Annotated in this window: 16 protein-coding genes; 9 read left to right on the plus strand and 7 right to left on the minus strand. The window is 50.4% G+C overall.

Going from position 1 to position 23692, the window contains the following annotated elements; genetic code table 11:
* Window positions 1–80: 80 nt before the first annotated feature.
* Complete coding sequence (locus HOK28_11260) at window positions 81–674, minus strand: HAD-IIIA family hydrolase (protein MBT6433663.1); 594 nt, start codon at window positions 672–674, stop codon at window positions 81–83.
* Between the two features lie 260 nt (window positions 675–934).
* On the opposite strand from HOK28_11260, the gene HOK28_11265 reads away from it, so the two are divergent.
* Window positions 935–1903: a hypothetical protein gene (locus HOK28_11265; protein ID MBT6433664.1), complete on the plus strand. Its 969-nt coding sequence runs from the start codon at window positions 935–937 to the stop codon at window positions 1901–1903.
* 8 nt (window positions 1904–1911) lie between these two features.
* On the opposite strand, the gene HOK28_11270 is transcribed toward HOK28_11265, so the two are convergent.
* Entirely contained in the window at window positions 1912–2808 is an 897-nt protein-coding gene (locus HOK28_11270; GenBank protein ID MBT6433665.1) for a 1,4-dihydroxy-2-naphthoyl-CoA synthase, read from the minus strand.
* Window positions 2809–3046: 238 nt separating this feature from the next.
* Between HOK28_11270 and HOK28_11275 the strand changes: the two genes are divergently transcribed.
* The 6 genes from HOK28_11275 (at window position 3047) to betB (ending at window position 12848) form a co-directional block, all read left to right on the plus strand.
* Window positions 3047–4552, plus strand: a complete 1506-nt coding sequence (locus HOK28_11275) for a hypothetical protein (protein MBT6433666.1) — start codon at window positions 3047–3049, stop codon at window positions 4550–4552.
* A 136-nt stretch (window positions 4553–4688) separates the two neighbouring features.
* Complete coding sequence (locus HOK28_11280; protein ID MBT6433667.1) at window positions 4689–5243, plus strand: DUF177 domain-containing protein; 555 nt, start codon at window positions 4689–4691, stop codon at window positions 5241–5243.
* Between the two features lie 53 nt (window positions 5244–5296).
* A complete protein-coding gene (metH, locus tag HOK28_11285) occupies window positions 5297–9016 on the plus strand; it encodes a methionine synthase (protein MBT6433668.1) in 3720 nt (1239 codons plus the stop codon).
* Between the two features lie 23 nt (window positions 9017–9039).
* A complete protein-coding gene (locus HOK28_11290) occupies window positions 9040–9480 on the plus strand; it encodes a hypothetical protein (GenBank protein MBT6433669.1) in 441 nt (146 codons plus the stop codon).
* Window positions 9481–9851: 371 nt separating this feature from the next.
* A complete protein-coding gene (locus tag HOK28_11295; GenBank protein ID MBT6433670.1) occupies window positions 9852–11240 on the plus strand; it encodes an MATE family efflux transporter in 1389 nt (462 codons plus the stop codon).
* 141 nt (window positions 11241–11381) lie between these two features.
* Window positions 11382–12848 carry a betaine-aldehyde dehydrogenase gene (betB, locus tag HOK28_11300; GenBank protein MBT6433671.1) on the plus strand — a complete coding sequence of 489 codons (1467 nt, stop codon included), beginning with the start codon at window positions 11382–11384 and terminating at the stop codon, window positions 12846–12848.
* A 22-nt stretch (window positions 12849–12870) separates the two neighbouring features.
* On the opposite strand, the gene HOK28_11305 is transcribed toward betB, so the two are convergent.
* Window positions 12871–13209, minus strand: a complete 339-nt coding sequence (locus HOK28_11305) for a hypothetical protein (protein MBT6433672.1) — start codon at window positions 13207–13209, stop codon at window positions 12871–12873.
* A 286-nt stretch (window positions 13210–13495) separates the two neighbouring features.
* On the opposite strand from HOK28_11305, the gene HOK28_11310 reads away from it, so the two are divergent.
* On the plus strand, window positions 13496–14404 hold the full coding sequence (locus HOK28_11310; protein MBT6433673.1) for an NAD(P)-dependent oxidoreductase: 909 nt from the start codon (window positions 13496–13498) through the stop codon (window positions 14402–14404).
* On the opposite strand, the gene HOK28_11315 is transcribed toward HOK28_11310, so the two are convergent.
* The 3 genes from HOK28_11315 to HOK28_11325 all read right to left on the minus strand — a co-directional run bounded on the left by HOK28_11315 (window position 14395) and on the right by HOK28_11325 (window position 18325).
* Window positions 14395–15159, minus strand: coding sequence for an alpha/beta fold hydrolase (locus tag HOK28_11315; protein MBT6433674.1), 765 nt, complete (start codon window positions 15157–15159; stop codon window positions 14395–14397). The genes HOK28_11310 and HOK28_11315 overlap by 10 nt on opposite strands.
* A 5-nt stretch (window positions 15160–15164) precedes the next feature.
* Entirely contained in the window at window positions 15165–15821 is a 657-nt protein-coding gene (locus HOK28_11320; GenBank protein MBT6433675.1) for a hypothetical protein, read from the minus strand.
* Window positions 15822–15904: 83 nt separating this feature from the next.
* The gene (locus HOK28_11325) at window positions 15905–18325 is read right to left on the minus strand and encodes a M1 family metallopeptidase (GenBank protein MBT6433676.1); all 2421 of its coding nucleotides are present in this window, start codon (window positions 18323–18325) and stop codon (window positions 15905–15907) included.
* Window positions 18326–18537: 212 nt separating this feature from the next.
* On the opposite strand from HOK28_11325, the gene pepN reads away from it, so the two are divergent.
* Window positions 18538–21177 (plus strand): aminopeptidase N, encoded by a 2640-nt coding sequence (gene pepN, locus HOK28_11330; GenBank protein MBT6433677.1) that lies wholly within the window; start codon window positions 18538–18540, stop codon window positions 21175–21177.
* Window positions 21178–21301: 124 nt separating this feature from the next.
* Here the strand turns inward: pepN and HOK28_11335 are convergent, their stop codons facing one another.
* Window positions 21302–23677, minus strand: coding sequence for a hypothetical protein (locus tag HOK28_11335; GenBank protein ID MBT6433678.1), 2376 nt, complete (start codon window positions 23675–23677; stop codon window positions 21302–21304).
* Window positions 23678–23692 lie beyond the last annotated feature (15 nt).

Consider the following 23692-nt stretch of genomic DNA (forward strand, 5'->3'; position numbering starts at 1 on the left):
CGTTGCCTGACCCAGGAAGAAATCAATACGTGTTATGCTGAGGCTTTACCGGGTGTGAAGGTTCCCACGCTTGTGGGGCTTTAGGGTTCGTTTTCTTTGAGCCAATCGGCAACAGCAAGAAGGTCTTTAAGTTTAGCATCCGGGGTACTTAGCTCTGCGGGAATATCGCGGGTGATTTCGAGCGGTAATTCATTGCGTGGTCCTTCCACGAGAATGCTTTTAGCGCCCGCGAGATGGCCTGCGACAACACTCGAGACGTGGTCTCCAACGACGAAGCTGCGGCCTAAATCAACGGAGAAATCCCCGGATGCTTGGTGGAGTAGGGATGCTTCAGGGAATCGGCATTCGCACTTCTCTGTGTATTTTTCTTCAGTACCGTTCGGATCATGAGGGCAGGCATAGATACCATCGATGAAAGCCATCGGGTCTTGCTCTGAGATGAAACAGACGAGGTTGCAGTGAAGGTCTTCAAGCTTGGATTCTGAGATCAAGCCGTGGGCGACTGGGGTATGATTCGTGACTAAGAAGACAGTGTAGCCCAGGTCGCGAATCTTTCGGATAGCTTCGCCAACATGCGGAAAGATTTCACTCTTTTCGACGTCGGCGCGCTCATTTTGAAGCGGTATTAAAACACCATCTCTATCTAAAAATATGCCTCGGTTGTGACCACTCATAGAAGTTATTTTAACCCAAGGTGAGGTGCTGAGCCCAGCAACATCTTGAGGAAATATTGGTGCAGGTAGGCTCTTTACTTACATTGATAAGCTCTCCATATCAAAAACATACTGCATCAAGGCGGTGGACGGTGGACTGCCACAAGGCCATTTAAACTCAATACACGGTACTTGGTATTCGAAAGACAAGATGAACTGAGCCAAATGCCAAAGAATATTTTCAGCTGGATAACGGTTTGTGGTAAAAAACGAATACGGACATGAATAAATTATTACGACAAAAGATCTCGATTTTTCTATGTGCAGCATGGCTCGTGAGTGGTTGCTCCGGGGTGTCGTCGCAAAAAGAAATTGTTGTCTCGGATGATGTTGATTTAGACGACGCACAAGATATTGCAGCTTATTTTTATGGGCAGCATTTGAGCCGTTTTGGTGATCATCCACTGATGCGGGCCAAGTCATTTGAGGACACATTAGAAATTTTACGTGCCGACAATATCGCGCTTTTTCCGGCGGGAATCCGAGCGGCCCTGGTCATTCATGGGGTGAAGGGCCGGGCGATGGTTGCCCAAATGGAATTAGCCTGGGGTGAGGCACTGCTCATGCTGGGGCAAGCGCAGCTGAAAGTTTTGGAGCGACTTGCCCCGTATAAGCTTAAAGAGCAGGCAGGCCTGGACGCCGGGACGCTTGATGCCGATCAGAAAGCGGAATTTAGCGAGTTTTGTGATGCCTACGATCAGTCAGAAGCGTTAGCGAATGCTTTAGTTCGTGTTGCAAGGCATCGAATAGAGGTTGGTGGCGTGGCTGCGAGCCAGGTGATTAAGGAATTTCCTCGCAGCTATCTTGGCTATCGGGTGGCGGCCGACTTTTATCGGTTAACCCAGAATTGGGCATTGTTTGATGAAGTGATGAATAAACTTCAGCAGCTTAATCCCGTGAGTGTGGGCCTGGCTTTCCAAAAGGGTGCCGCTGCAAGGCACCGGGATAAGGATTTAGAGAGTGCTCGGCGTTGGTTCTCAGTCGCCTTGTCTCGAGATGCTAGGTTTACCAGGGCATCGGTTCATCAGGTTATGAGTCAAGACAGCTACATCGAATTCGAGCGAGCGTTTCAGAAATTTCGAGGGCTTCACCCGGACCATCAGTTGGTTTTGTGGACCGCACCGCTGATTGGAAGGCTGCATCAGGCACGCATCGGTAAGCCGGACTTACGGCTACCTGTGATTGAGTGAATCCAATTCTAGTAGTGCCACGGGAATTGAAGAAAATCCTGCTCACGTTTTTCAACAAATGATTCTCTACCCTCTTTAGCTTCAGGGGTACCGTAGGCTAGGCGTGTTGCTTCGCCGGCAAAGAGCTGCTGGCCAACAAGGCCATCGTCTATCATGTTAAAGGCATATTTAATCATGCGCATCGCGGTCGGGCTTTTGTTGTTCATGGTCGCGGCCCATTCGAGAGCAACATCTTCAAGTTCTGCATGAGGTACAACTTTGTTAACCATACCCATCTGAAATGCTTCGTCGGCTGAGTAGTTGTGACCGAGGAAAAAGATTTCTCTGGCGCGCTTTTGCCCACACTGGCGTGCGAGTAGGGCAGAGCCGTAACCGCCATCAAAACTCGCTACATCTGGATCGGTCTGTTTGAAAACAGCGTGCTCTTTACTCGCGATGGTCAGGTCACAAACAACGTGAAGGCTGTGACCGCCTCCTACTGCCCAACCCGGAACGACAGCGACTACAATTTTAGGCATGAAGCGGATCAGTCGCTGAACTTCGAGAATATGAAGTCTGCCGAGCCTTGCTTGATCTACGTTACCTTCATCCGCGCCTTCGTATTTGTAGCCGTCTTTTCCACGGATGCGCTGGTCCCCTCCGGAGCAGAATGCCCAGCCACCATCTTTAGGGGACGGTCCATTGCCAGTGATTAAGACTGTTCCAACATCCGATGACATACGAGCGTGGTCTAATGTCCGGTAAAGTTCATCGACTGTATTTGGACGGAAAGCGTTTCGTACCTCGGGGCGATTGAAGGCGATGCGAACTGTGCCCTGATTTTTCGCACGGTGATACGTAATATCTCTGAGATTAAATCCCTCTACTTCGTCCCACTTCTCAGGATTGAAAATATCTGAAACCATTACCGTCTCCTTGCTAGAATACACTCCCGGATTCTTCCGGGCTCTTCAGCTCGCACATCAGGCCCAAGTCGTCAACGGATCCGAGTGAATCCAGGCTGAATAATTGCTTCCATAAGTGCTTCTTGATGCGCTTGCGCTAGTACGTACTGAGCCCCTTTCGTTGCAAATCGCGACAATCTGTTAGGAAAAAGATTTGACCGCGATCCTTGTGTAAGGCACTTGTAGTAGAGTGCGAGACATGAAGTACAAGAGCCGGTTAACGGGGCGAAATCGCACCATGTTGACAGTGGCCAATGACAGTATGCAACGAAGCCGAAGTCGCAGGCGTACTCGTGAAGCTTCCCGCAAGGTGTTTCTAGCGAGTATGCTCGGTGGGGTGGTCGCAGTGGGCATGCTTTTCCTGCCGGATGGCGAAGACCAGCCAAGCACAGCTCCCAAGCAGGCTTCGAACACTGCTACTGAAACTCCGAATATTCTGAGAGCTTCAAGTCATATTGGGGATACGGTCAAAAACAACCGAGATGTTGAAAAAGCTAAACCTGTTATGGCCAGAGCCATCGCCACTGACGCGCAGCAATCCAAAACTCGTAACGCAGTCCTTCAGGAGCCCGAGCCCACTGTCCAGTTGCCGGATGTGCCCGAAGCCCGAAAGCAAATCGACGTAAAAAAAGAAGCGACATTGCCCCAACCCAAAGCTGAGGTTAAGCCAGTTGCCGCTGAAAGCCGCCTGAAGCAGATGGTGAGTGAACGCAGCCAGAAAAAGGAAGTAAAGTTTCCGGGGGTCAATCAGGTACTTTCTAAGAAGCTCTTTACACTCTTTGATGACTACGATGTTCCTGAAGCAGCGGTGGCGGTGGTCGACATCAAGACAGGCGAAGTTCTCACCGCGCTTGGTTACGAAGATGGAGCTTTAGCAAATTCTCATGCGACAACCGCGAAGTGGCCAGCAGCGAGTGTATTCAAGATTGTCACGGCATCTGCTTTGATGGGCAAAGGGCTCCATAGTAAAAGTGAGATTTGTTTTAACGGTGGTTTTCGACCCATTACCGCGGCTGATCTTCGCGGCAAAACTGGTAACACCTGTGCGAGCATGAAGACTTCATTTTCTCGAAGCTACAATGTTCCATTTGCTCGGTGGTCCAATGCATTTCTCTCTCGCTCTGAATTGGCAGCGGAGGCCCACGCCTTTGGCTTTCAGCGTCCTAATGTCCTTGGATTATCCAAGTCGGCGAACGGTAATTTCGATATCCCTCTAGACAAGCTCAAGCGAGCCGGCACTGCCGCGGGCTTTGGTGATATTCATCTTTCTCCGTTGCACGGCGCACTGATGGCGGCAGCGGTAGGCAACGGCGGGGTAGCTCGCAAACCTGTTTGGAAAGTCGGCCAAGCCACTCAAGAAGTACGACTCTTTCCAAGCAGCCGTTCAAAAGCATTGCGGCAAATGATGGTTGCCACAGTTACTTCGGGAACTGCCCGGAAAACCTTCAAGGAGCAGGGTAAGCCGGCCCTTGGCAAGCATGGCGGCGGCGGGAAAACTGGAACTCTCGGTCACCGTGGACGCGACTTAAGCTGGTTTGTTGGCTTCGCTCCGGCTGAAAATCCGCGTTATGCGGTTGGTGCCTATGTGGCGAATCGACCCACTTGGCGTATCAGAGCTTCTTATGTAGGGCGCGAAGCGTTGCGCTCAGCTCTTTTAAAGACAAGTCCATATCGGCCTCGCGGTCACTCCTTGGCCAGTCGATAGGGCTCTAAATAGCCCTAAATCTCTGCATTTTAGACTCGACCTAATCGTCTTCCTGGCATATGCGGTCTGATTAATCCGATCCAGTCTATGTGGCTTGTGAATTCCTGGACGGCAATGGTTGATCAAGGAGATAGGCATGCCTATTGAAATTATATTGGATAAAATTTCTAACACACGCATCGAAGAGGTTGATGACCTTCTCGTGGAATGGTTCGTGGAGCGGCTGGATGAACGCTTAACGCCGGTCGGTAAAGCCTTTAAAATCCAATACACAGCCGAACAATATACGAATGTTGTGAGTGTGCGCGGTAAAGTCACCGGAGCAGTAGCTTGTTTGTGTTCAAGATGCGGCGAAGAGATTGAGTGGCCGGTCGAGACTGATTTTGTACACCGGTATGTATCCAAGGGCGACTTACACAAAGACAAGATGACTCAGGAGAGCCGCGAAGAAATCGCACTCGATGTTTCTGAGCATGATGGGGCCATGGTCGATATTGCTCCTATCGCGATTGAGCAAATGGTTGTGGAGCTTCCTTTTGCTCCAACCTGCTTACCTGGAATGGTGTCGGGCTGTGCTGAACTCGGAGATGAACCACTTGAATTTGGGGATACTGAGCCTTTGGTCCAAGAAGAAACATCGTGGAGCAAGGCATTAAAGGGCTTAGATAAGTCCAAGCTAAAAGACTCTTAGTGTTCTGTAGTCTGCTCGGCTCCCCAACTAATTAATAAAATCGAGGATAGTGAATGTTGGAAATAAAGCCTGAATCTGTTGTGTTTAGTGAGCTTCGCGAAGTCCTTAAAAAGCGGATCGTCTTCATGGATGGCGCAATGGGAACGATGATTCAGAAGCACAAGTTGGGGGAAGAAGATTTTCGAGGCGATGCGTTCAAAGACCACCCTAGTGATCTCAAGGGGAACAATGACCTCTTGTCGATTACGGCTCCAAAAATCATTTATGATATCCATCGGGAATTTCTAGACGCGGGAAGCGATATCATTGAAACCAACACCTTCAGTGCCACGACGATTGGTATGGCAGACTACGGCCTTGAGTCGGCGGTTCGAGATATCAATTACGATTCTGCTGTACTCGCGAAGCAGGTAGTCAATGACTTCATGGCCGACAATCCCGGCCGAAAGTGTTGGGTCGCGGGCGCCATCGGACCCACGAATAGAACGGCTTCGATGTCACCGGATGTGAATGATCCCGGTTTTCGTGCGGTTACTTTTAACGAGTTAGTCGACGCCTACTACGAGCAAGTAGAAGCCTTGGTAGAGGGCGGTGTGGACATTTTGCTGCCCGAGACCACGTTCGATACGCTTAACCTCAAAGCTTCCTTGTTTGCCATCGAGAAATTTCATGATCAGCATCATGAGCGTCTACCGGTTATTGTCTCGGTGACGATTACCGATAATTCAGGGCGAACCTTGTCCGGCCAAACGATTGATGCCTGTTGGATATCTATTGCCGATATGAAGCCTTTCTGCGTGGGCATCAACTGTGCATTGGGTGCAGATGCCATGGCGCCTCATGTAAAGTCTTTGGCGCGTATCTCCGATGCCTACGTTCATTGTTATCCGAATGCAGGTCTACCGAATCCACTCAACCCGGCAGGCTACGATGAAACGCCTGATGATACCGCTGCAGCGCTGAGGCGTTTGGCAGAGGATGGGCTTTTGAATATGGCCGGTGGTTGTTGCGGAACCACGCCCGACCATATCAAAGCAATTGTGGATGGTCTTAAAACGGTGACCCCGCGTGAATTGCCCGAGCTTCCTTACGCCACTCGGTTGAGCGGGCTTGAGCCATGTATTTTAGCGGGTGACAAACCTCCCTTTATGATGGTTGGTGAGCGTACCAACGTGACGGGTTCACCGAGGTTTCGTAAATTGATTAAAGAAGACCGCTTCGATGACGCTCTGGCGGTAGCCCGTCAGCAAGTCGAAAATGGTGCCAATGTAATCGATATTAACTTCGATGAGGGACTCTTAGACAGTGTCGCGTGCATGCAAAGGTTTTTGCATCTCGTTGCGGCTGAGCCAGATATCGCACGTGTGCCCATCATGATTGATAGCTCAAAGTGGGAAGTAATCGAAGCCGGACTGCAATGTGTCCAGGGTAAGGGCGTCGTAAACTCCATTAGCCTTAAAGGCGGTGAAGAAGAGTTTCTGCGGCATGCAAGTCTATGCATGCGTTACGGCGCTGCCGTTATTGTCATGGCGTTTGATGAGAAGGGCCAAGCGGCCACTGTCGAAGATAAAGTTCGAATTGCGAAAAGAGCATACAAGCTACTGACGGAAACCGTGGGCATGTCGCCTTCAGATATCATCTTCGACCTAAACGTATTGACGGTTGCGACCGGTATGGAAGAGCACGCCAATTATGGTGTGAACTTTATTGAGGGTATTCGCGAGGTGAAAAAGGCCTGTCCTGGCGTGAGAACCAGCGGCGGAATCAGCAACGTTTCATTTTCATTCCGTGGTAACAATACCGTACGTGAAGCGATGCATGCGGCTTTTCTATATCACTCGATTTCAGCTGGCCTTGATATGGGCATCGTGAATGCGGGAATGCTGGAAGTCTACCAGGAGATTGAACCCGAACTCTTAGAGCGTGTCGAAGATGTTTTACTGAACCGACGTGAAGACGCTACGGAGCGACTGGTAGACTTTGCGGAGACAGTGAAGGGCGTTAAGAAGGATAAAGCCACTACAAACTTGGTGTGGCGAGAAGCTGACGTGAATGCGCGAATTTCTCATGCATTGGTCAACGGAATTACGGACTTTATCGAAGCTGATACGGAAGAGGCGAGAGTCGCACTGGGGCGTCCCCTTCATGTGATTGAAGGTCCTTTGATGGACGGCATGAAAGTGGTGGGTAAGCTATTTGGTGAAGGTAAGATGTTCTTACCCCAGGTTGTAAAAAGTGCACGTGTGATGAAACGCGCGGTGGCTTATCTCACTCCCTTTATGGAAGACGAGAAAGATGGCGCTGGAGCAACGAATGCAGGTACTTTCTTGATCGCAACGGTTAAGGGCGATGTACACGACATTGGTAAAAACATCGTCGGCGTGGTCTTGGCTTGCAACAACTATAAAGTGATTGACCTCGGCGTGATGGTTGATTGTGAATCGATCTTGAATGCTGCCGAAGAACACAAAGCTGATCTCATTGGGATGAGTGGTCTGATTACTCCGTCTCTTGATGAGATGAATCACAATGCCAGTGAAATGCAAAAACGTGGGATGACGACCCCACTTTTAGTGGGTGGGGCTACAACGAGCCGCGCTCATACCGCCATCAAGATAGCACCTGCTTATGAGTGCCCGGTGGTTCATATTACTGATGCTTCTTTGGTCGTGGAGGCTTGTAATGAACTGCTGAGCAGCGACCGAAAAGAAGCTTATGTTACGAAGGTTAAGGTTGCTCAGGAGGAAGAGCGAGTACGTTACGCAGCTCGCTCCGAGGCGCAGAATTTTCTCAAACTAGAGCAAGCTCGTAGCCGAGCTCCTGAATTGACATGGGATCACCTCAAAGGGAATGCGCCACCTCTTGGTTTAAAGGTTTTTGATAATATCGCGCTCGAGACCCTGGTACCTTATATCGACTGGTCCCCGTTTTTCTGGACTTGGGAACTGAAGGGAACCTTTCCAAAAATTTTGGATCACAAAGACCGAGGCGAGCAGGCGACAGAACTCTATGCAGATGCACAGCGTTTATTGAAAGAGATTGTTGAGCATAAGCGGTTGACGGCAAAAGCAGTTGCTGGTCTCTGGCCTGCCTATCGAGATGGTGACGATGTTCGTGTTTTGAATCCCGATGACTCAAGTAAAGAGCTCTGCTCGTTTCACTTCTTACGACAACAAATAGACCGGGGTGCCAAGAAGCCACAGCAATGTCTCGCTGACTTCGTGGCAACTCGTGATCAAGGTGCGGACCACATTGGTGCTTTTGCGGTAACTATGGGGTCCGAAGTCGAAGCAATGGCTCAAGGTTATCGCGACCAGCAAGACGACTACTCGGCTATTATTATCCAGGCTTTGGGTGACCGATTGGCCGAAGCCCTGGCCGAGTATGTTCATAAAATTATGCGAGACGAGTGGGGCTATGGCACCGAAGAGGCCATTGATGCCTCAGGTGAAGTCGACGAATCTTACTTGAAGTTTTTACTGAAGGAAGAGTATCGCGGTATTCGCCCAGCAGCCGGATATCCCGCTTGTCCTGATCATACTGAAAAAGAGACACTTTGGACTTTACTCTCCGCAGCAGAGAACATCGGTGCAACTTTGACGTCCAGTTTTGCGATGAATCCAGCTTCATCGGTGTCGGGGCTCTATTTTGGGCATCCAAAGGCCCGATATTTCAATGTAGGCAAGATCAGTGACGATCAGCTCTTGAATTATTCGGTCCGCAAAGAGATGATCTTAGATGAGGCTAAGAAGTGGCTTCGTCCAAATTTATAGTCTCGCAGGAGCGACGCGTAGATATGTCAGATCCGATTGATGAAATATTTGAAGCTTTAGCTCGAGAGCGTTCTGGTGGCGTCGTGTCTCTGCATTTGGCATGGTCTGCGGCACTCAAGAAGCTGGCGACAAGTGAGATGGATGCTGAACACATCGAGATATTGGCTGCCACATGCCGAGCTCCTCGTGACGTTGAATTGGTCGCTTCTCTTTTCGGAGCAACTGGAAACGCCGAGATGATGCTCGGTGAAGCTACGCAAGACTCGAGTTACCCAGTAGGTGATATTCTACAAGGTGTCCTTGGTCTCTGCCGCCACCTCGACCGTGACCGCCGTAAAACCACTCTAAAAATGGCCATCGGTTTTGTTCGGTGTTGTGAGGAAAGCATGGCGACCTATCCGGGCCTAGATACCTTGGCTCAGGTGGTCGACCAGATGCTCGAGGAGCATGGTTTCGAGGGTTAAGCCATCACGCGAACGGGTTCTACTCATCGGCCACGCGTACTTTTAGTAATGATAAAATTTGGTCGCTGGCGGCATTGCCGGTTGACACTACCGGCTTAGAGTCTAATACCTTCAGGGTCGAGAGCTTTTGTTTCCCGACGTCTCGTAAGAAAGAACTTGGTACTTCGATGGTTGCCCGCCGCCCGATGAAACCGAATTCGATGAAGGCTGCCGCGTAAGCACATGCCCATTTGAAATCGGTCCGGCTTTCTGCAGGTTACACCGGAGTGTGTTTCTAGTCTGAATTGACACCTTCAATCCTGAACCAGCAGTTGACCGGCGAAATCGCACGAAGTCTCGACTTTGTTCTGACGTATAGAGTGAGGTGGGTTATGGACCCGGAAGAAAAAAACAATCAGAGTTTCGAATGGGAAAATGGGCCGTTGCGCCACCTTATTCTCTTGGCCTGGCCCATTGCCGTATCGATGGTCTCCTACAGTGTGATGAGCTTGGTTGATACCGCTTTCGTGAGCCGGCTCGGCACTTCGGCGATTGCCGGCGTTGGTCTGGCGATAACCTTATCCTTTGCCTTACTCTGTTTCACATTCGGATTGTTACGAGCCATCAAGGTATTGGTCTCTCAGTCTCGCGGCGCAGGTTTGGAGAATGAGTCGGTAGCTTACTTAGGTGCTGGCTGTGTGGTTGCCCTTGTGTTGGGTGTGGTTCTCATGGCGTTGAGCCCGCTGGTTGATAGTGTTCTCCCGTATTTGTCGGCAAGCGAATCCGCTTCGGATGCGGCGTCGAGCTACTTTACGGTACGCATGATGGGGGTGGTCCCTTTATTGATTTTTGTCGCATTTCGGGAATACGGTTATGGTTGCGGCAATTCACAGCTACCCATGGTGGCTTCAGTGGCGGGTAACCTTCTCAATATTGGTCTCGACTACCTTTTTATTTTCGAACTTGAGATGGGTGTTGCTGGCGCTGCTTGGGCGACCGTGGCGGGGGCTTGTCTCGAGGCGAGCGTGATGTTGGTAGCGATGCGGGGTTTATTACCTCAGCTTCGTACAATGAGGCGGCATCACCTTAAGGCGATTTGGGATATAGGGTTGCCAAGCGGCCTGCAGTTCACCTTGGAAATGGGCTCTTTTACGCTTTTGGCCGTGATGATTTCTCGGCTTGATGAGGTGGAGATGGCTTCACACCAAGTTGCGTTACAGGTTATTCATTTCGCTTTTTTACCGGCGGTCGCATTTGGTGAAGCAGCATCTGTCATGGTGGGTGAAGCAGTGGGTGCCTCACGCGATAAGCTCGTGACACCGATTTCGTGGCTTACCGCAAAGCTGGTAACCGCCTACATGGTTTTATGCGGCGTGATATTGGTTCTTTTCGGAAGGGAGATAGCTTCACTCTTTGTCTCCGAGGCAGTCTTCGTCGAACGAACCATGGCCTTATTTTACGTGGCGTGCGTCTTTTTGTTTTTCGACGGGACCAATATCGTCTCGCGGTGTGTACTCCGCGGAATAGGGGACGTTCGCTTCCCTGCAGTGGTCGGTATCATTTCTGCGTGGCTTTTTACGCCACCCTTGATGTGGCTATTGGGTTACAAGATGGGTTTAGGTGCTTTGGGAGGCTGGATAGGCCTCTGCCTAGAAGTGGTGCTTGGAACCGTCATTCTCGCCCATCGGCTCTACCGAGGCGGCTGGGTAGACGCGGCCCGTGAATCGCGTGAGCGGGTCGGTAAAGTCATGTCCTCTGTTATACCTGTCAAAATCTCTTAGGATTCCAGCTCAGTCCGCACATCGCCGCGCTTTAGAAGTTGCTTAAGTTCGGAGCGTGCTCAGAGAGTGGGGCTCTTGCTTGCACCTCTTACCTCCCTAACGATATGTGAAAACAAACACATTGTTTGTGGGGGTTATGAGATGAGCGAAACCGCAGTTGTTCGAAGCTTTATTGGTGGAGAGTATGTCTCCAATCAAAGTGGTGAAACATTTGAAACTCGAAACCCTGCCACGGGTGAAGTGCTCGCGAAGGTGGAAGTTGCGGGGCCTGCCGAAATAGAGCTGGCGGTAGCTAAGGCCACAGAAGCTTTCAAGACCTGGAAGAAGATGACCGGCGTTGAGCGTGGGCGAATTCTGATTGAAGCAGCTCGCCGGTTACGTGAGGCCAACGATTCTTTGGCAAAACTCGAAGTTGAAGATTCCGGTAAACCGATTGCGGAGGCAGAAGCGGTCGATGTGGCGTCTGCAGCCGATTGCCTCGAATACTTTGGCGGAATTGCAGCCTCATTGCACGGTCAGCATTTCGATTTAGGCGGCTCTGCATTTGCGTATACTCGCCGAGAACCGCTCGGTGTGTGCCTGGGCATTGGTGCTTGGAACTATCCTATTCAAATCGCTGCATGGAAGGCTGCACCGGCTTTGGCAGCGGGCAATACGATGATTTTTAAACCTTCGGAAATGACGCCTCTCACCGCCCCGAAGCTTGCTGAAATTTTTAAAGAGAGCGGCATGCCGGACGGAGTTTATAACTGCGTGCAGGGCGCGCGAGAGACGGGTGCCGCTTTGGTCGAACACCCGGGGATAGAGAAGGTCTCGCTTACCGGTGAAGTGGGAACAGGGCGTAAAGTCATGGCCAGTGCGGCCGCCCGCCTGAAACATGTCACGATGGAGCTTGGAGGCAAGTCGCCTTTGGTTATTTTCGATGATGCGCATCTTGAGAATGCTATTTCAGCGGCTATGCTTGGAAACTTTTATACTCAAGGTGAAATCTGTTCCAACGCTACTCGGGTGTTTGTTCAGAGGGGTCTTTACGATTCGTTCTTGGAACGGTTGAAAGAGCGTACCGCTAAAATGAAAATCGGCAATCCAATGGCTCCGGACACCGATGTTGGCTCACTTATCAGTGGTCCCCATTTGGAGAAAGTCTTGGGCTATATTGCGAAGGGCAACGAGGAGGGGGCTCGTCTCGTTCTTGGTGGTAATCGTGTCACCCGAGATGGCCTTGATAAGGGTTTCTTTGTTGAGCCTACTATCTTCGCTGACTGCACAGATAAAATGACAATCGTTCAGGAAGAGATCTTTGGGCCAGTCATGAGTGTGTTGGTGTTTGATACAGAGGAAGAAGCGATTGAGCGGGCCAACGGTACAGAGTTTGGTTTGGCTGCCGGGGTGTTCACCAAGGATATTCAACGTGCTCACCGTGTGGTGGCAGAGCTTGAAGCGGGCACTTGCTGGATTAACAACTATAATATTACGCCGATTGAAATGCCGTTTGGTGGCGTAAAGCAGTCAGGGATTGGCCGCGAAAACAGTCTCGCAGCGCTGGAGCACTATACACAGCTTAAGAGCGTTTATGTTGAGCTGGGTGACGTGGATTCGCCTTATTGAAAAGGCAGCAGGACTTGAAGACTTAAGGAAGCGGCTTGTCGAGATTGGTTGACTCTGGGCTTAGTGCGTTGCTGGCGATTTGAGCAATGAAGTCCATCGATTCTTGGTCGGGTGTCTGCTCGAGCATTTGGGTGAGCGCGGTCCGTCCGTCGGCTAATAGCCCATCAACTTGTGTCTGAATCTGAGTAGCCGGTGTGAGCAGGGCGTAGACCAGCAGAGCCAGTGCGCCGCACTTGAGCGCCGTACTGACGAGTCTCAATGACATCCAGGTTAAACCCAGTGCGCTCGCGAGAAGAACGACGCCCCAGAGAACTTGTATGCTGGTGGCAGCGTTGGGTAGGTCTTGTATGTAGTCCATCATAGTTGAACATTAACATCCCTACCTCTGCATACAAGTTAAAAGCGCAATGATAACAGTCATGTACGAGGCTATCTGCGTTGGTCAGTGTGTTGAATACAAAGTAGTATAACACCTACATTTCATGCATATATCGGCGCGAGTGGGGATAAGGGTGCGGTCGCTCGTACAGCGTGGTACACAAGGGGAAATTTTTGAGAGGTTCATTTATGGGGGCTCTCAGCAATTTTCCCGAGTTTGATACGCTTGAAGCCAAGTAAAAATGAGTTAGATTTTGGAGTCGAACAAGATGAGTACAAAAATTGGATTTGCCGGACTTGGAATCATGGGCCAGGGCATGGCGTCGAATATCTTGAGTAAAAAATACCCTCTGAGCGTATGGAATCGTACAAAAAAAAGGTCAGAAACGATCGAATCTGAGGGAGCAACGGTTGTGGATACACCTGCTGAGCTCGCAGCAGAATCTGACATCATCATTGTTTGTGTCAGTGATACACCCGATGTCGAAGCTGTCATCCTGGGTGAAGACGGAATTATCCACGGCATAGAGCCCGGTAAACTCGTTATCGATATGAGCACCATAAGCCCGAAAGCTACACGCGCGATGGCGCAGGCGCTGAAAGAAAAGGGGGCATCGATGCTTGATGCTCCGATAAGCGGTGGCAGCGAAGGTGCGGCAAACGGTACCTTGAGTATTATGGTGGGCGGTGACGCATCCGATTTTGAGAGGGCTCTTCCCGTCTTTGAAGCCATGGGTAAAACGGTGACCCACGTTGGCCCCATTGGTTCTGGCCAAACGGTCAAACTTGTCAATCAGATCTTAGTCGTGGTGACCGCGCTGGGGGTGAGCGAGGCTTTGGTTTTTGCTGAAGCGGGTGGGCTCGATTTAGACAAAACCTTGGCTGCAGTTTCTGGTGGCGCCGCGGGTTCTTGGATGTTGAGTCATCGCGGTCCACAGGTTGTGGAACGTGACTGGAGACCAGGCTTCACGATTGATTTGCAACAAAAGGATTTACGGCTGGCTTTGGAAGCTGCCAACGAGTTGGGCGTACCATTGATGGGAACAGCTCTGGTTCATCAGCTTTATCAAAGCCTACAGCGACAAGGGCTCGGTTTAGAGGGCAACCATGCCTTGGTCAAAGCGATTGAAAAAATGAGTGGCGTTGAAGTGGGCGTTCCTCGAGAAGCTCAGGATTGAAGGAACGCTGATACTTCAGCGGCAAACGGTTTAGGTGCCTCATAATGCACCCAATGTCCGGCGCCAGGTATGGTCACTAGGTTTGCGCTCGGGAAATGGGTGCGAATCGTGCTTAGGTCCTCATCACGAATGTAGTCGGATTTCTCGCCTCTTACGAAAAGAGTGGGTCCGGTAAAAGGCTGATTGACCTCAAGCGTTTCATTAATATTGTCGTAGCTCTCAGAAATGGCCTTGAGATGGACCCGCCATTGAAAGCCGCCCTCTGGAAGCCTCTTAGCATTTTTGAGCAGAAAAGCTCGCAGCGAAGCGGTGGGCAGAGCCTTAGCCAATGCATTATCGAGCTCGCCGCGATTTGGTGCACTGAGATCCAAAGACTCTAAAGCCTGGATAATGGGTCTCAAGCTACCGCCGTAGGCGCGAGGTGCGATGTCTGCGATGATGATTTTTTTAAAGACATCGGGTTGTGTAACGGCGGCTTGCATTAAAGCTTTACCGCCCATGGAATGCCCGAGGGCAACTGGGTTATTGAGTTTCGTATACTCAATATAATCGAGTATGTCCTTGCCCATCACCTGGTAATTGAATTCATCGTCGTGAGGAGAGTCGCCATGGTTGCGCTGGTCGACGAGATGCGTTTCATAATCTTTGGCAAACACGTGTTTAGCCAGCGTGCGCCAATTGGTTCCTGAACCAAATAGACCATGAAAGATAAGCAGCGGTGGTCCGCTTCCAAGAACTTCGGCGTGGAGTTTCATAGAAACTATCTACTGGCGGTCACTTGCACATTCAAGACGCTGGCGATTCTATCATCGATATTACTGATGCCGGGGACATGCTCAAGAATCACGGGGGTGTCTTCCTGACTTGTCGTGAGAATCATGGTGCCGGTTCCGAGCAGGATACGCTCTAGGATATCCGGGACCATTTTGTCCCATTTGATAAGTTCGGGGCGATAACGCTTGGCGCGGCTGAAGAAGCCACATCGATGAATGACTTCGTTGGGCCGAAATTCCCAGTAATTTACGCGCGTTTGAACCCATACAAAAATGTAGACAAAGGTGAAGATTCCAAACATCACCATGTAAAAGCCCTGATTCATCACGGGGTTCATCGCATGAAGAAATTTTTGAACCGGAGCGCTTAGGCTGAAGTGGTAGAAGCCATAACCGATGCCGGCACCGAGGATCAAAAGCATCAGGCACCGGTCAGCCGTGAAGTCGAAGGCAATGGTGATAAGATTGAAGATAAATACGGCCATCCAAGCCAGTCCCAAAACCTTGGCAGGGAACAACCCATCAAGACAGGCGCAACCCAATGAGGCCAGCCACGTCATGTAAAAGAATACAACTTTAGGTAAAGGTCGCACGATAACCTTCAGTTGGTTTTCGTACGCTGTATCTACTGAATTTTCAGACATGCATGAGTCCCATTTTTAACCGGCTGTATAGGCCGGTCTGGGACGCGCAGCAATTTTTGAGACAAGCAGATTGAGCCTTGGTTTTAACCGGCCGCTTCAGTGGCTGGGGTATTGCTTTGGGCCGGCTCTTCTTTTGGCTCCGCTTTGGTGTCTTCCTTCTTTTTCTCTTCTTCGGGCTTCTCTTTTGCTTTCTGCATTGAGTTTTTACCCGGCTTGGTCTTCTTGAGCTTGAAGGTCTTCGGAATCACACGCGGCGGCCAATGGTTGTTGGTCAGGTCGGCATCTGCGGTTTCTTGTAGAGGATCCAGCGACAGACTTTTAATCTTATCTTGAGTGACGAAAAGCTTGGAGACTTTCTTGGAGTCACGCCGCCAGATTTCGGCCGGGATGCGATGGATTGCCTTCTTACCGTTCTCGTATTCGATTTCTACAACCAGTGGCATCACCAGGCCGCCATGGTTGTGGAAGTCTACCACATAATAATTTCGCTGACTCTTGAGGAGATCACGCTCGTGTGGGTCCAGCTTCTCGAGCTTGTCTTTGTAAGCTTTCTCGTCTTGCCAAGTTACCGCGAACTCATCGTAGCTATTATAAAAGTCGGCGAGCTCGGGGTATTGGTCGAGACGCGTTTTTTGGCCTTTTTCGATACCAGCGTAGATGGTGGCTGGATTGTCGCGGAGCTTGCGTGCTTTGGCTTTTGGCTTTTCAATTTTTGGATTGGCTGTATCGAGTTCATAGAGTGTCACATCACCAATGGAGATGTCGGTATGATCAGTGCTGTAGAACCAACCGCGCCAAAACCAGTCTAAATCCATGCCTGAGGCATCTTCCATGGTGCGAAAGAAATCAGCGGGCATCGGACGCTTGAATTTCCAGCGATTGGCATATTCCTTAAATGCAAAGTCGAAAAGCTCTCGGCCCATGACGGTGTCCCGAAGCACGGTTAGGGCTGCTGCCGGTTTACCATAAGCATTTGCGCCAAATCGTAGGAGGGATTCCGAGTTGGTCATGATGGGAACTTGGTAGTCGCTCTTCATGTAATTAATCATGTTGCGAGGCAGAGCTTTTTTACGCGGATAGTTTTCTTCCCAGGAACGCTCTGCGATTGTTTGCACGAATGTGTTGATACCTTCATCCATCCAAGTCCATTGGCGTTCGTCTGAATTCACAATCATCGGAAAGTAGAAATGGCCCACCTCGTGGATGATGACGCCGATGAGCCCATACTTGGAGTGTCTCCACTCGCCAGCTTCACGCGGGATATCGAAATAGGTTCCATCTTCCATAGGGCGCGGACCGTTGAAGCAAATCATTGGATATTCCATGCCGCCAACCGGACCATTCACCGAAATAGCTGTGGGGTAGGGATAGTCGAAGGTCATGCGTGAATACGAGTCGATGGTATGCAGTACTGCCTGGGTTGAATATTTACTCCAAAGAGGCTCGGCTTCATTCGGGTAAAAAGACATGCCCATAATGATATTGCCATTTTGGTTGTAGCCCATGGCATCCCAAATAAATTTCCGCGATGAGGCGAAAGCAAAGTCGCGAACGTTCTTTGCCTTGAAACGCCAAGTTTTTGCCTTCTTTGCTGGCTCCTTCTCGGCAGCCGCTGCTTCTTCGGGGGTCACGATATACACGGGAGAATCGGCACGGCGTGCCTCGTCTAAGCGTTTACGCTGCGCTCTGGTTAGTACTGAACTTGCGTTGGCGAGCTCACCGGTAGCTGCAACGATGTGGTCCCCTGGAACCGTAATCGAGACATCGAAGTCTCCAAATTCCAGGGTGAACTCTCCGCGTCCTACAAACTGCTTATGGTGCCAGCCGTTGACGTCGGTATAGGCCGCCATACGCGGATACCAATGAGCGATTTCGTAGATATAGTTTTTGTCTTTTTCGAAATATTCATAGCCGGTGCGTCCCCAAATGACTTTGGCGTTGTTGATATTGTAATCCCAAGCGATGGAGAACTCGATGGAGCGGCCAGGGCGAAGCGGGCGCGGCAAATCGATACGCATCATTGTATCAACAATCGTAAACTTCAGCGCATCGCCGTCATCGTCGAGAACCTTTTGAATTTTATAACCGCCGTCGTAAGTTTCTCGGGCAAGGTAGTAATCGAGGCGTTTGTAGGAGAACTCTTCAAACCCAGGAGCGGTTTGGGTGAGGGAGCTTGTTGAGTCGTGCTCGAAGATGTTTTGGTCAAGCTGGACCCAAAGATACTTGAGCGTATCGGGACTCTTGTTGGTGTAAGTAATATCTGCCTCGCCCATGAGTCGTTGATTGACGTCGTCGAGTGTGGCGCGGATGTTGTAGTCGGCCCGTTGTTGCCAATATTCCGCACCCGGCGCGCCCGATGCTCGGCGGGCTTCATCGGGTGTTGGGAGGATTTCTTCGAGCTGCCTAAACTTATCTTCGGCGATGGAGCGGCCTGCGGCGAACACCACCGAGCCTTGAAAGATACAAAGGCTCAGGGCAACGAATCGTATAAAAACAGAGTTCATGAACAAAATCTCTATTGTTTGGGGAAACTAGGCAGGATGTGGATACCGTCTGAACTCCATCTATACAAGCGTTGTCGAACGAATTAAACGCTTCTTTATGACGCACCGTGTTGTCCCCTTTTTAGAGAGTCCATCTGGTCATCTTGGATTGCCCGTGATACCCCCGCTGCCGATTACGCATTGCTGGAAACCCCCATATTTAGGAGCTACCTGTGAAAACCGACACTCCCCAAACGATTTTCCTGAAGGATTACACCGAACCCAATTACTGGATCGATAATGTCGATTTGAGAATTGAGCTTGGAGAAGATGAAACGTTGGTTCATTCCACACTTTCACTTCGTCGCAATGCGAATAGGCCAGCGGATGCAGCTTTGGTTTTAGATGGCCAAGACATGGAGCTTCGCTCTATCGCTATCGACGGCACCGACCTTGCGGCAGACGATTACGCGGTCGCGGCTGAAACCTTGAACATCAACAAGACGCCAAACGTATTTCAGTTGAGCACGACTGTTGCTCTTAAGCCACAGGAGAACACAGCGCTTGAAGGTCTCTATAAGGCCAGCGGTATATTTTGCACTCAGTGTGAAGCAGAAGGCTTTCGTAAGATTACGTATTACCTAGACCGTCCGGATGTGATGGCCGATTTCACCACAACGATTGTTGGCGATAAGAAGCTCTACCCAGTTCTATTGTCCAACGGTAACCCAGTTGAACGGGGCGACCTTGATGGTGGCAAGCATTTCGTCAAGTGGGTCGACCCATTTAAGAAGCCCGCATACCTCTTCGCGGTTGTTGCAGGTGACCTGAAGCACATTGAAGATAAGTACACCACAACCAGCGGTAGAGAAGTGCTCTTACAGATCTTCGTAGAGCCTGAGAACATTGATAAGTGTGACCACGCCATGCTTGCTCTGAAGCAATCTATGAAGTGGGACGAGGATGTATTCGGTTTAGAATATGACCTAGATATCTACATGATTGTTGCTGTGAACGACTTCAACATGGGAGCAATGGAAAACAAGGGACTCAACGTCTTCAACTCGAAGTATGTTTTGGCTCGTAAAGATACGGCCACCGATACTGACTTTGATGGCATCCAAGGCGTCATTGGCCATGAGTATTTCCACAACTGGTCGGGCAACCGCGTAACTTGCCGAGATTGGTTTCAGCTTAGCCTCAAGGAAGGCTTGACGGTATTTCGAGACCAGGAATTCTCTGCAGATCTCAATAGCCGCGCTGTAAAGCGTATTCAGGATGTGAAGTTGCTTCGCACCCATCAGTTTGCGGAAGATGCAAGCCCGATGAGTCACCCGATTCGCCCTGAAGCATTCATCGAAATCAACAACTTCTACACCCGAACGGTTTACGAAAAAGGCGCGGAAGTGGTGCGCATGTACCATACGCTTCTCGGTGCAGGTGGTTTTCGTAAGGGCATGGACCTTTATTGGGAACGCCATGATGGCCAAGCGGTTACCTGTGATGATTTTGTTTCCGCGATGCAAGATGCCAATGGCGCAGACTTAACTCAGTTTAAGCGCTGGTACAGCCAGTCGGGAACGCCACGTTTGAAGGCGTCGATGGAATATGATGCGGCGGGCGAAACAGCCACTCTGCACTTTGAGCAAAGTTGTCCGCCAACGCCTGGTCAGGAAACCAAGGAAGCTTATGTAATTCCTGTGAAGATGGGATTACTTGGCGCAGACGGCGCAGACATGGCCGTGAGCTTGGAAGCAGGCGGCGAAGCTTTGGCCGAGCGTGTGATTGAAGTTCGTGAGACCAAGCAGTCGGTGACCTTTCATGGTGTGAAAGAGAAACCAGTGCCGTCGTTATTGCGTGGGTTTTCTGCTCCCGTAATTCTTGATTTTGCATACGATGACGCAGACCTAGCGTTCTTGCTCGCCAATGACTCGGATTCTTTCAGTCGCTGGGAAGCAGGCCAAACACTCGGCATTCGCGTAATCATGGGCATGATTGAAGATCTACGTGCTGGTAAAGAGCCCCAAATCCCTGAATTGGTAGTCGAAGCTTTCCGTAGACTTCTTACGACAGAGGGGCTTGATAAGGCGCTGCTGGCAGAGTCATTGACGTTGCCGTCGGAAGCTTATCTCGCAGAGAAAATGGAAGTCGTGGATGTGGATAATATCCATGCTGCTCGTAAGTTACTCAAGGGACACCTTGCAACTTCGTTGCGCGCTGAGTTCGAGACCGTCTTTAACGCCAACCAGGAAGAAGCTGAGTATACTTTCGATGCGGAAAGTGTCGGCCGTCGTGATTTAAAGAACACAACATTAAGCTATTTGATGGAGCTTGATGATGCTGCAATCACCACGCGCTGTTTCAATCAGTATGAGGCAGCTCATAATATGACTGACGTGATGGCTGCTCTTGGTAATCTTGCAGACACGGATACTGAAGAGCGAACAAATGCTTTTGCTGCATTTTATGACAAGTGGCAAGACGATGCGCTCGTGACCAATAAGTGGTTTTCACTGCAGGCGATGGCTGACCGTGAAACAGTGCTTGATGAAGTCAAAGCACTCACAAAGCATCCAGCATTCAGCATGACCAACCCGAACCGTTTACGGTCTTTGATTGGTGTGTTTTGTATGGGTAACCGAGTCCACTTCCATGCATTGGACGGATCGGGCTATAGCTTCTTGGGTGATACGATTTTAGCGCTCAATGACATCAACCCACAGGTTGCGGCTCGTTTGATGAGAATCTTGGCCAATTGGCGACGTTTCGATGAGAAGCGCCAAGCATTGATTAAGGTGCAGCTAGAGCGAATTGTTGCTCACGATGGATTGTCTAAGGATGTATTCGAGGTTGCCTCGAAGAGCCTTGCGTAAGGCTCATTTCAAAACGGAGTCAGCAGCCCCAGGCTGGGCTGTTCCCTATCTATGCTATTTCACTGATCTCGAGTTTATAGACCCATGAAGGGGAGAGCATAACTCTCCCCTTTGTCATGGTCTATTAGAACCCAAGATAGATTGGGTTAGAGAATGAGTAGGAGCTGGTGTAGCCGCTGAAGCTGGCAGATTTAATACTGCTGCTTGAGCCAAAGGCCCCGGAACCAAAGTTCATCGAGATATTGAATCCAGACAAGCTACCGAGGCTAAAGTTGGTCACGGTGCCTGAGTTGTTGGTCACACTGAGCGTAGGGCTAGAGAACAAGCTGAAGTTTGTATAGCTACTGCTCAGAGCAACGATTCCGTTACTTGCAAACATACCGCAGTCACCACCGCCGCAGCCACCGTTTCCGCCTTCAGGTTGCGGCAATGTCCAAGGAGCAGCTGTATAATTATATGCTTGGTCCTCTGGGCACATTTCTGTCTCAATATAATCTATGCCATCCACATTCACTTCCGAGTAAAGGCTTGTATGCCCTGCACCACAAACAGGATCCGTTGAAGCTGAGCTGGTCATACTTAACGAAACATAGCCATGGTGTTGTAACGCAGTCGCGAGACTGGCACCGGTAAACGCTGTCTTCTCTGCTGTTGAGTCGGGAATAGGGTCAGCCTCTTTGGCCCATGAGCCACAGCTCATCGCTGAGTTGTATTTCTGCATAGCCTTACAGACTGTAATACGCTTGCTCGCTCGGCAAATTTTTGAGTGGCAAAATTCAGCCTTCACAGTATTCGTAACGGACGAAGAACCAACGGTGGTTGTTTCTTCGATGGTTTCGCCAGAGCTGTAAAGGTCTCTCATGACACGTTGAAGTGGGTAGCTCTGATTGTATCGCCACATAGCCGCAGCGGCTGTTGCGACCACGGCAGTTCCGACGGAAGTTCCCGTCTGAGCTGTGATGTAGATACTGTTATCGGCTCCAAGATATGAATCGAGGCTGTAGCCAGCTCCGGAAAGCCAGTTGTCGAGTTGTTCTCTGTGATCCTTTAATGAAACATGGTCCGCATAAGCGGCCAAATGGGCGCGGGCGCCTGCGCGTTGATTCCCAATATCGGAACCTGTTCTCGTGACTCCACTGACGGCATAAAGCATCGGCTGCGGACGCCAAGTGGAGAGAGATGCGGTATCGATTCCGAAGGAATCGTTATTGTTGTCAGATGCGGTAGCAGAACCGGCGGGTCCCTCAGCATAGTAGGTACACTCAGCCTCGGTCGGCGCGTTGATTTGCTCCCATTCGGCGGGAAGTAAAGGAGCGTCGGTGTGGTCTTGTCCACCGGACTTGTTACCACTGGCGGCCAGCATCAAAACACCTTTACACCGTGCGGTACGAATAGCTGTGAAAGCGGCAGCAACGTCTGCTGGCCATACGCTCTCGATGTATGCTTTGCGGTCGGAGATACTGAGCCCGTTGAATGTTCGGATAGCAACAGGGTCACTTTCGAAGCCGCCGCCATAGGCAGGCATCCATCCAAGAGACATGTTGAGAATAAGGCGCTGATTCGGGTTGGGTGAATGGTAGGCTTCCTTATCACGCTGCCATGCGCTTACTTCGCGGTTGATTGCTTGGGCGAGCCAAGAGATGCTTCCAAATTCACCGCCATTGTGAGTGTCTTCAACAATCATGCTTAAAGCGGTAGCGCTATCGACTATCTCTTCAGCTTCCACAACGTAGGGGAGTGCCAACTGAGTGGTGATGTCGGCGTGGCAATTTGAGAGTCCATTAGGGCATAGGTGCTTTTCTGCAATTCGGGCCATCAAAAGGCCGTGGTCGGAGTTGCGGTGGTTGGTTCTATTGCGTGACGCATTAGAGATTGAGTCAGGACCTTCGGTTCGACTGGTGTCTAGAAAAGAAAGTCGAACAGGCAACGTGCCGTCGTATTGAAAGTCGGCGGCTGAGCTTACCCAACCAGAGTGTTCGAGGAACTCGTCTTCGAAAAGTGGTGCCATGATTTCAGAAAATTGAGACTTCGGATTAGCTGAGCCATAAGCGCCAACTGCAAAACGGTCCGGATTGATTTGCTTCAGACAGTTTGGGCCACTGTTCGCGTTGCAGAGTAACTGCTCCAAGTCCACAGGGATATCGCGGCCTGGATTAAATGCGACGGTGTACTGTGTCTCGTAGAGACAGTACTGCTGAAGAGCCCACTCACGTGGTTGTTGAAAAACGTCATCGTTTCCTTGCTGAGTCGCGAAAAGGGGAGTGACGGTGAATGCAGGGTTCCCGCCAGGAACGTTCGGGGTGGGGCATGCCTGTGCGTCTTGATTTTTGATAGCGATGAACCGCTTACGCGACTTGGATTCGTCGAGCCAAGTTGCGGCTGTAGCGCTCAACGCACTTCCATGTGGAGAGACTGCTTCAACGGTAATGGCTTCGTATTCTGAACCGCATGCGGCCATCAAGAGTGAGGCGGCTAGGGTTGTATATTTCATTGATTTCATTTGGGGCTTCATTGC

This window comes from Deltaproteobacteria bacterium, assembly GCA_018668695.1.
GTDB lineage: Bacteria > Myxococcota > XYA12-FULL-58-9 > XYA12-FULL-58-9 > JABJBS01 > JABJBS01.

Excerpts from the sequence above, each read along its gene's own strand:
- HOK28_11260 (MBT6433663.1), bottom strand. The coding sequence starts at position 674 with ATGAGTGGTCACAACCGAGGCATATTTTTAGATAGAGATGGTGTTTTA.
- HOK28_11265 (MBT6433664.1), top strand. The coding sequence starts at position 935 with ATGAATAAATTATTACGACAAAAGATCTCGATTTTTCTATGTGCAGCA.
- HOK28_11270 (MBT6433665.1), bottom strand. The coding sequence starts at position 2,808 with ATGGTTTCAGATATTTTCAATCCTGAGAAGTGGGACGAAGTAGAGGGA.
- HOK28_11275 (MBT6433666.1), top strand. The coding sequence starts at position 3,047 with ATGAAGTACAAGAGCCGGTTAACGGGGCGAAATCGCACCATGTTGACA.
- HOK28_11280 (MBT6433667.1), top strand. The coding sequence starts at position 4,689 with ATGCCTATTGAAATTATATTGGATAAAATTTCTAACACACGCATCGAA.
- metH (MBT6433668.1), top strand. The coding sequence starts at position 5,297 with ATGTTGGAAATAAAGCCTGAATCTGTTGTGTTTAGTGAGCTTCGCGAA.
- HOK28_11290 (MBT6433669.1), top strand. The coding sequence starts at position 9,040 with ATGTCAGATCCGATTGATGAAATATTTGAAGCTTTAGCTCGAGAGCGT.
- HOK28_11295 (MBT6433670.1), top strand. The coding sequence starts at position 9,852 with ATGGACCCGGAAGAAAAAAACAATCAGAGTTTCGAATGGGAAAATGGG.
- betB (MBT6433671.1), top strand. The coding sequence starts at position 11,382 with ATGAGCGAAACCGCAGTTGTTCGAAGCTTTATTGGTGGAGAGTATGTC.
- HOK28_11305 (MBT6433672.1), bottom strand. The coding sequence starts at position 13,209 with ATGATGGACTACATACAAGACCTACCCAACGCTGCCACCAGCATACAA.
- HOK28_11310 (MBT6433673.1), top strand. The coding sequence starts at position 13,496 with ATGAGTACAAAAATTGGATTTGCCGGACTTGGAATCATGGGCCAGGGC.
- HOK28_11315 (MBT6433674.1), bottom strand. The coding sequence starts at position 15,159 with ATGAAACTCCACGCCGAAGTTCTTGGAAGCGGACCACCGCTGCTTATC.
- HOK28_11320 (MBT6433675.1), bottom strand. The coding sequence starts at position 15,821 with ATGTCTGAAAATTCAGTAGATACAGCGTACGAAAACCAACTGAAGGTT.
- HOK28_11325 (MBT6433676.1), bottom strand. The coding sequence starts at position 18,325 with ATGAACTCTGTTTTTATACGATTCGTTGCCCTGAGCCTTTGTATCTTT.
- HOK28_11335 (MBT6433678.1), bottom strand. The coding sequence starts at position 23,677 with ATGAAATCAATGAAATATACAACCCTAGCCGCCTCACTCTTGATGGCC.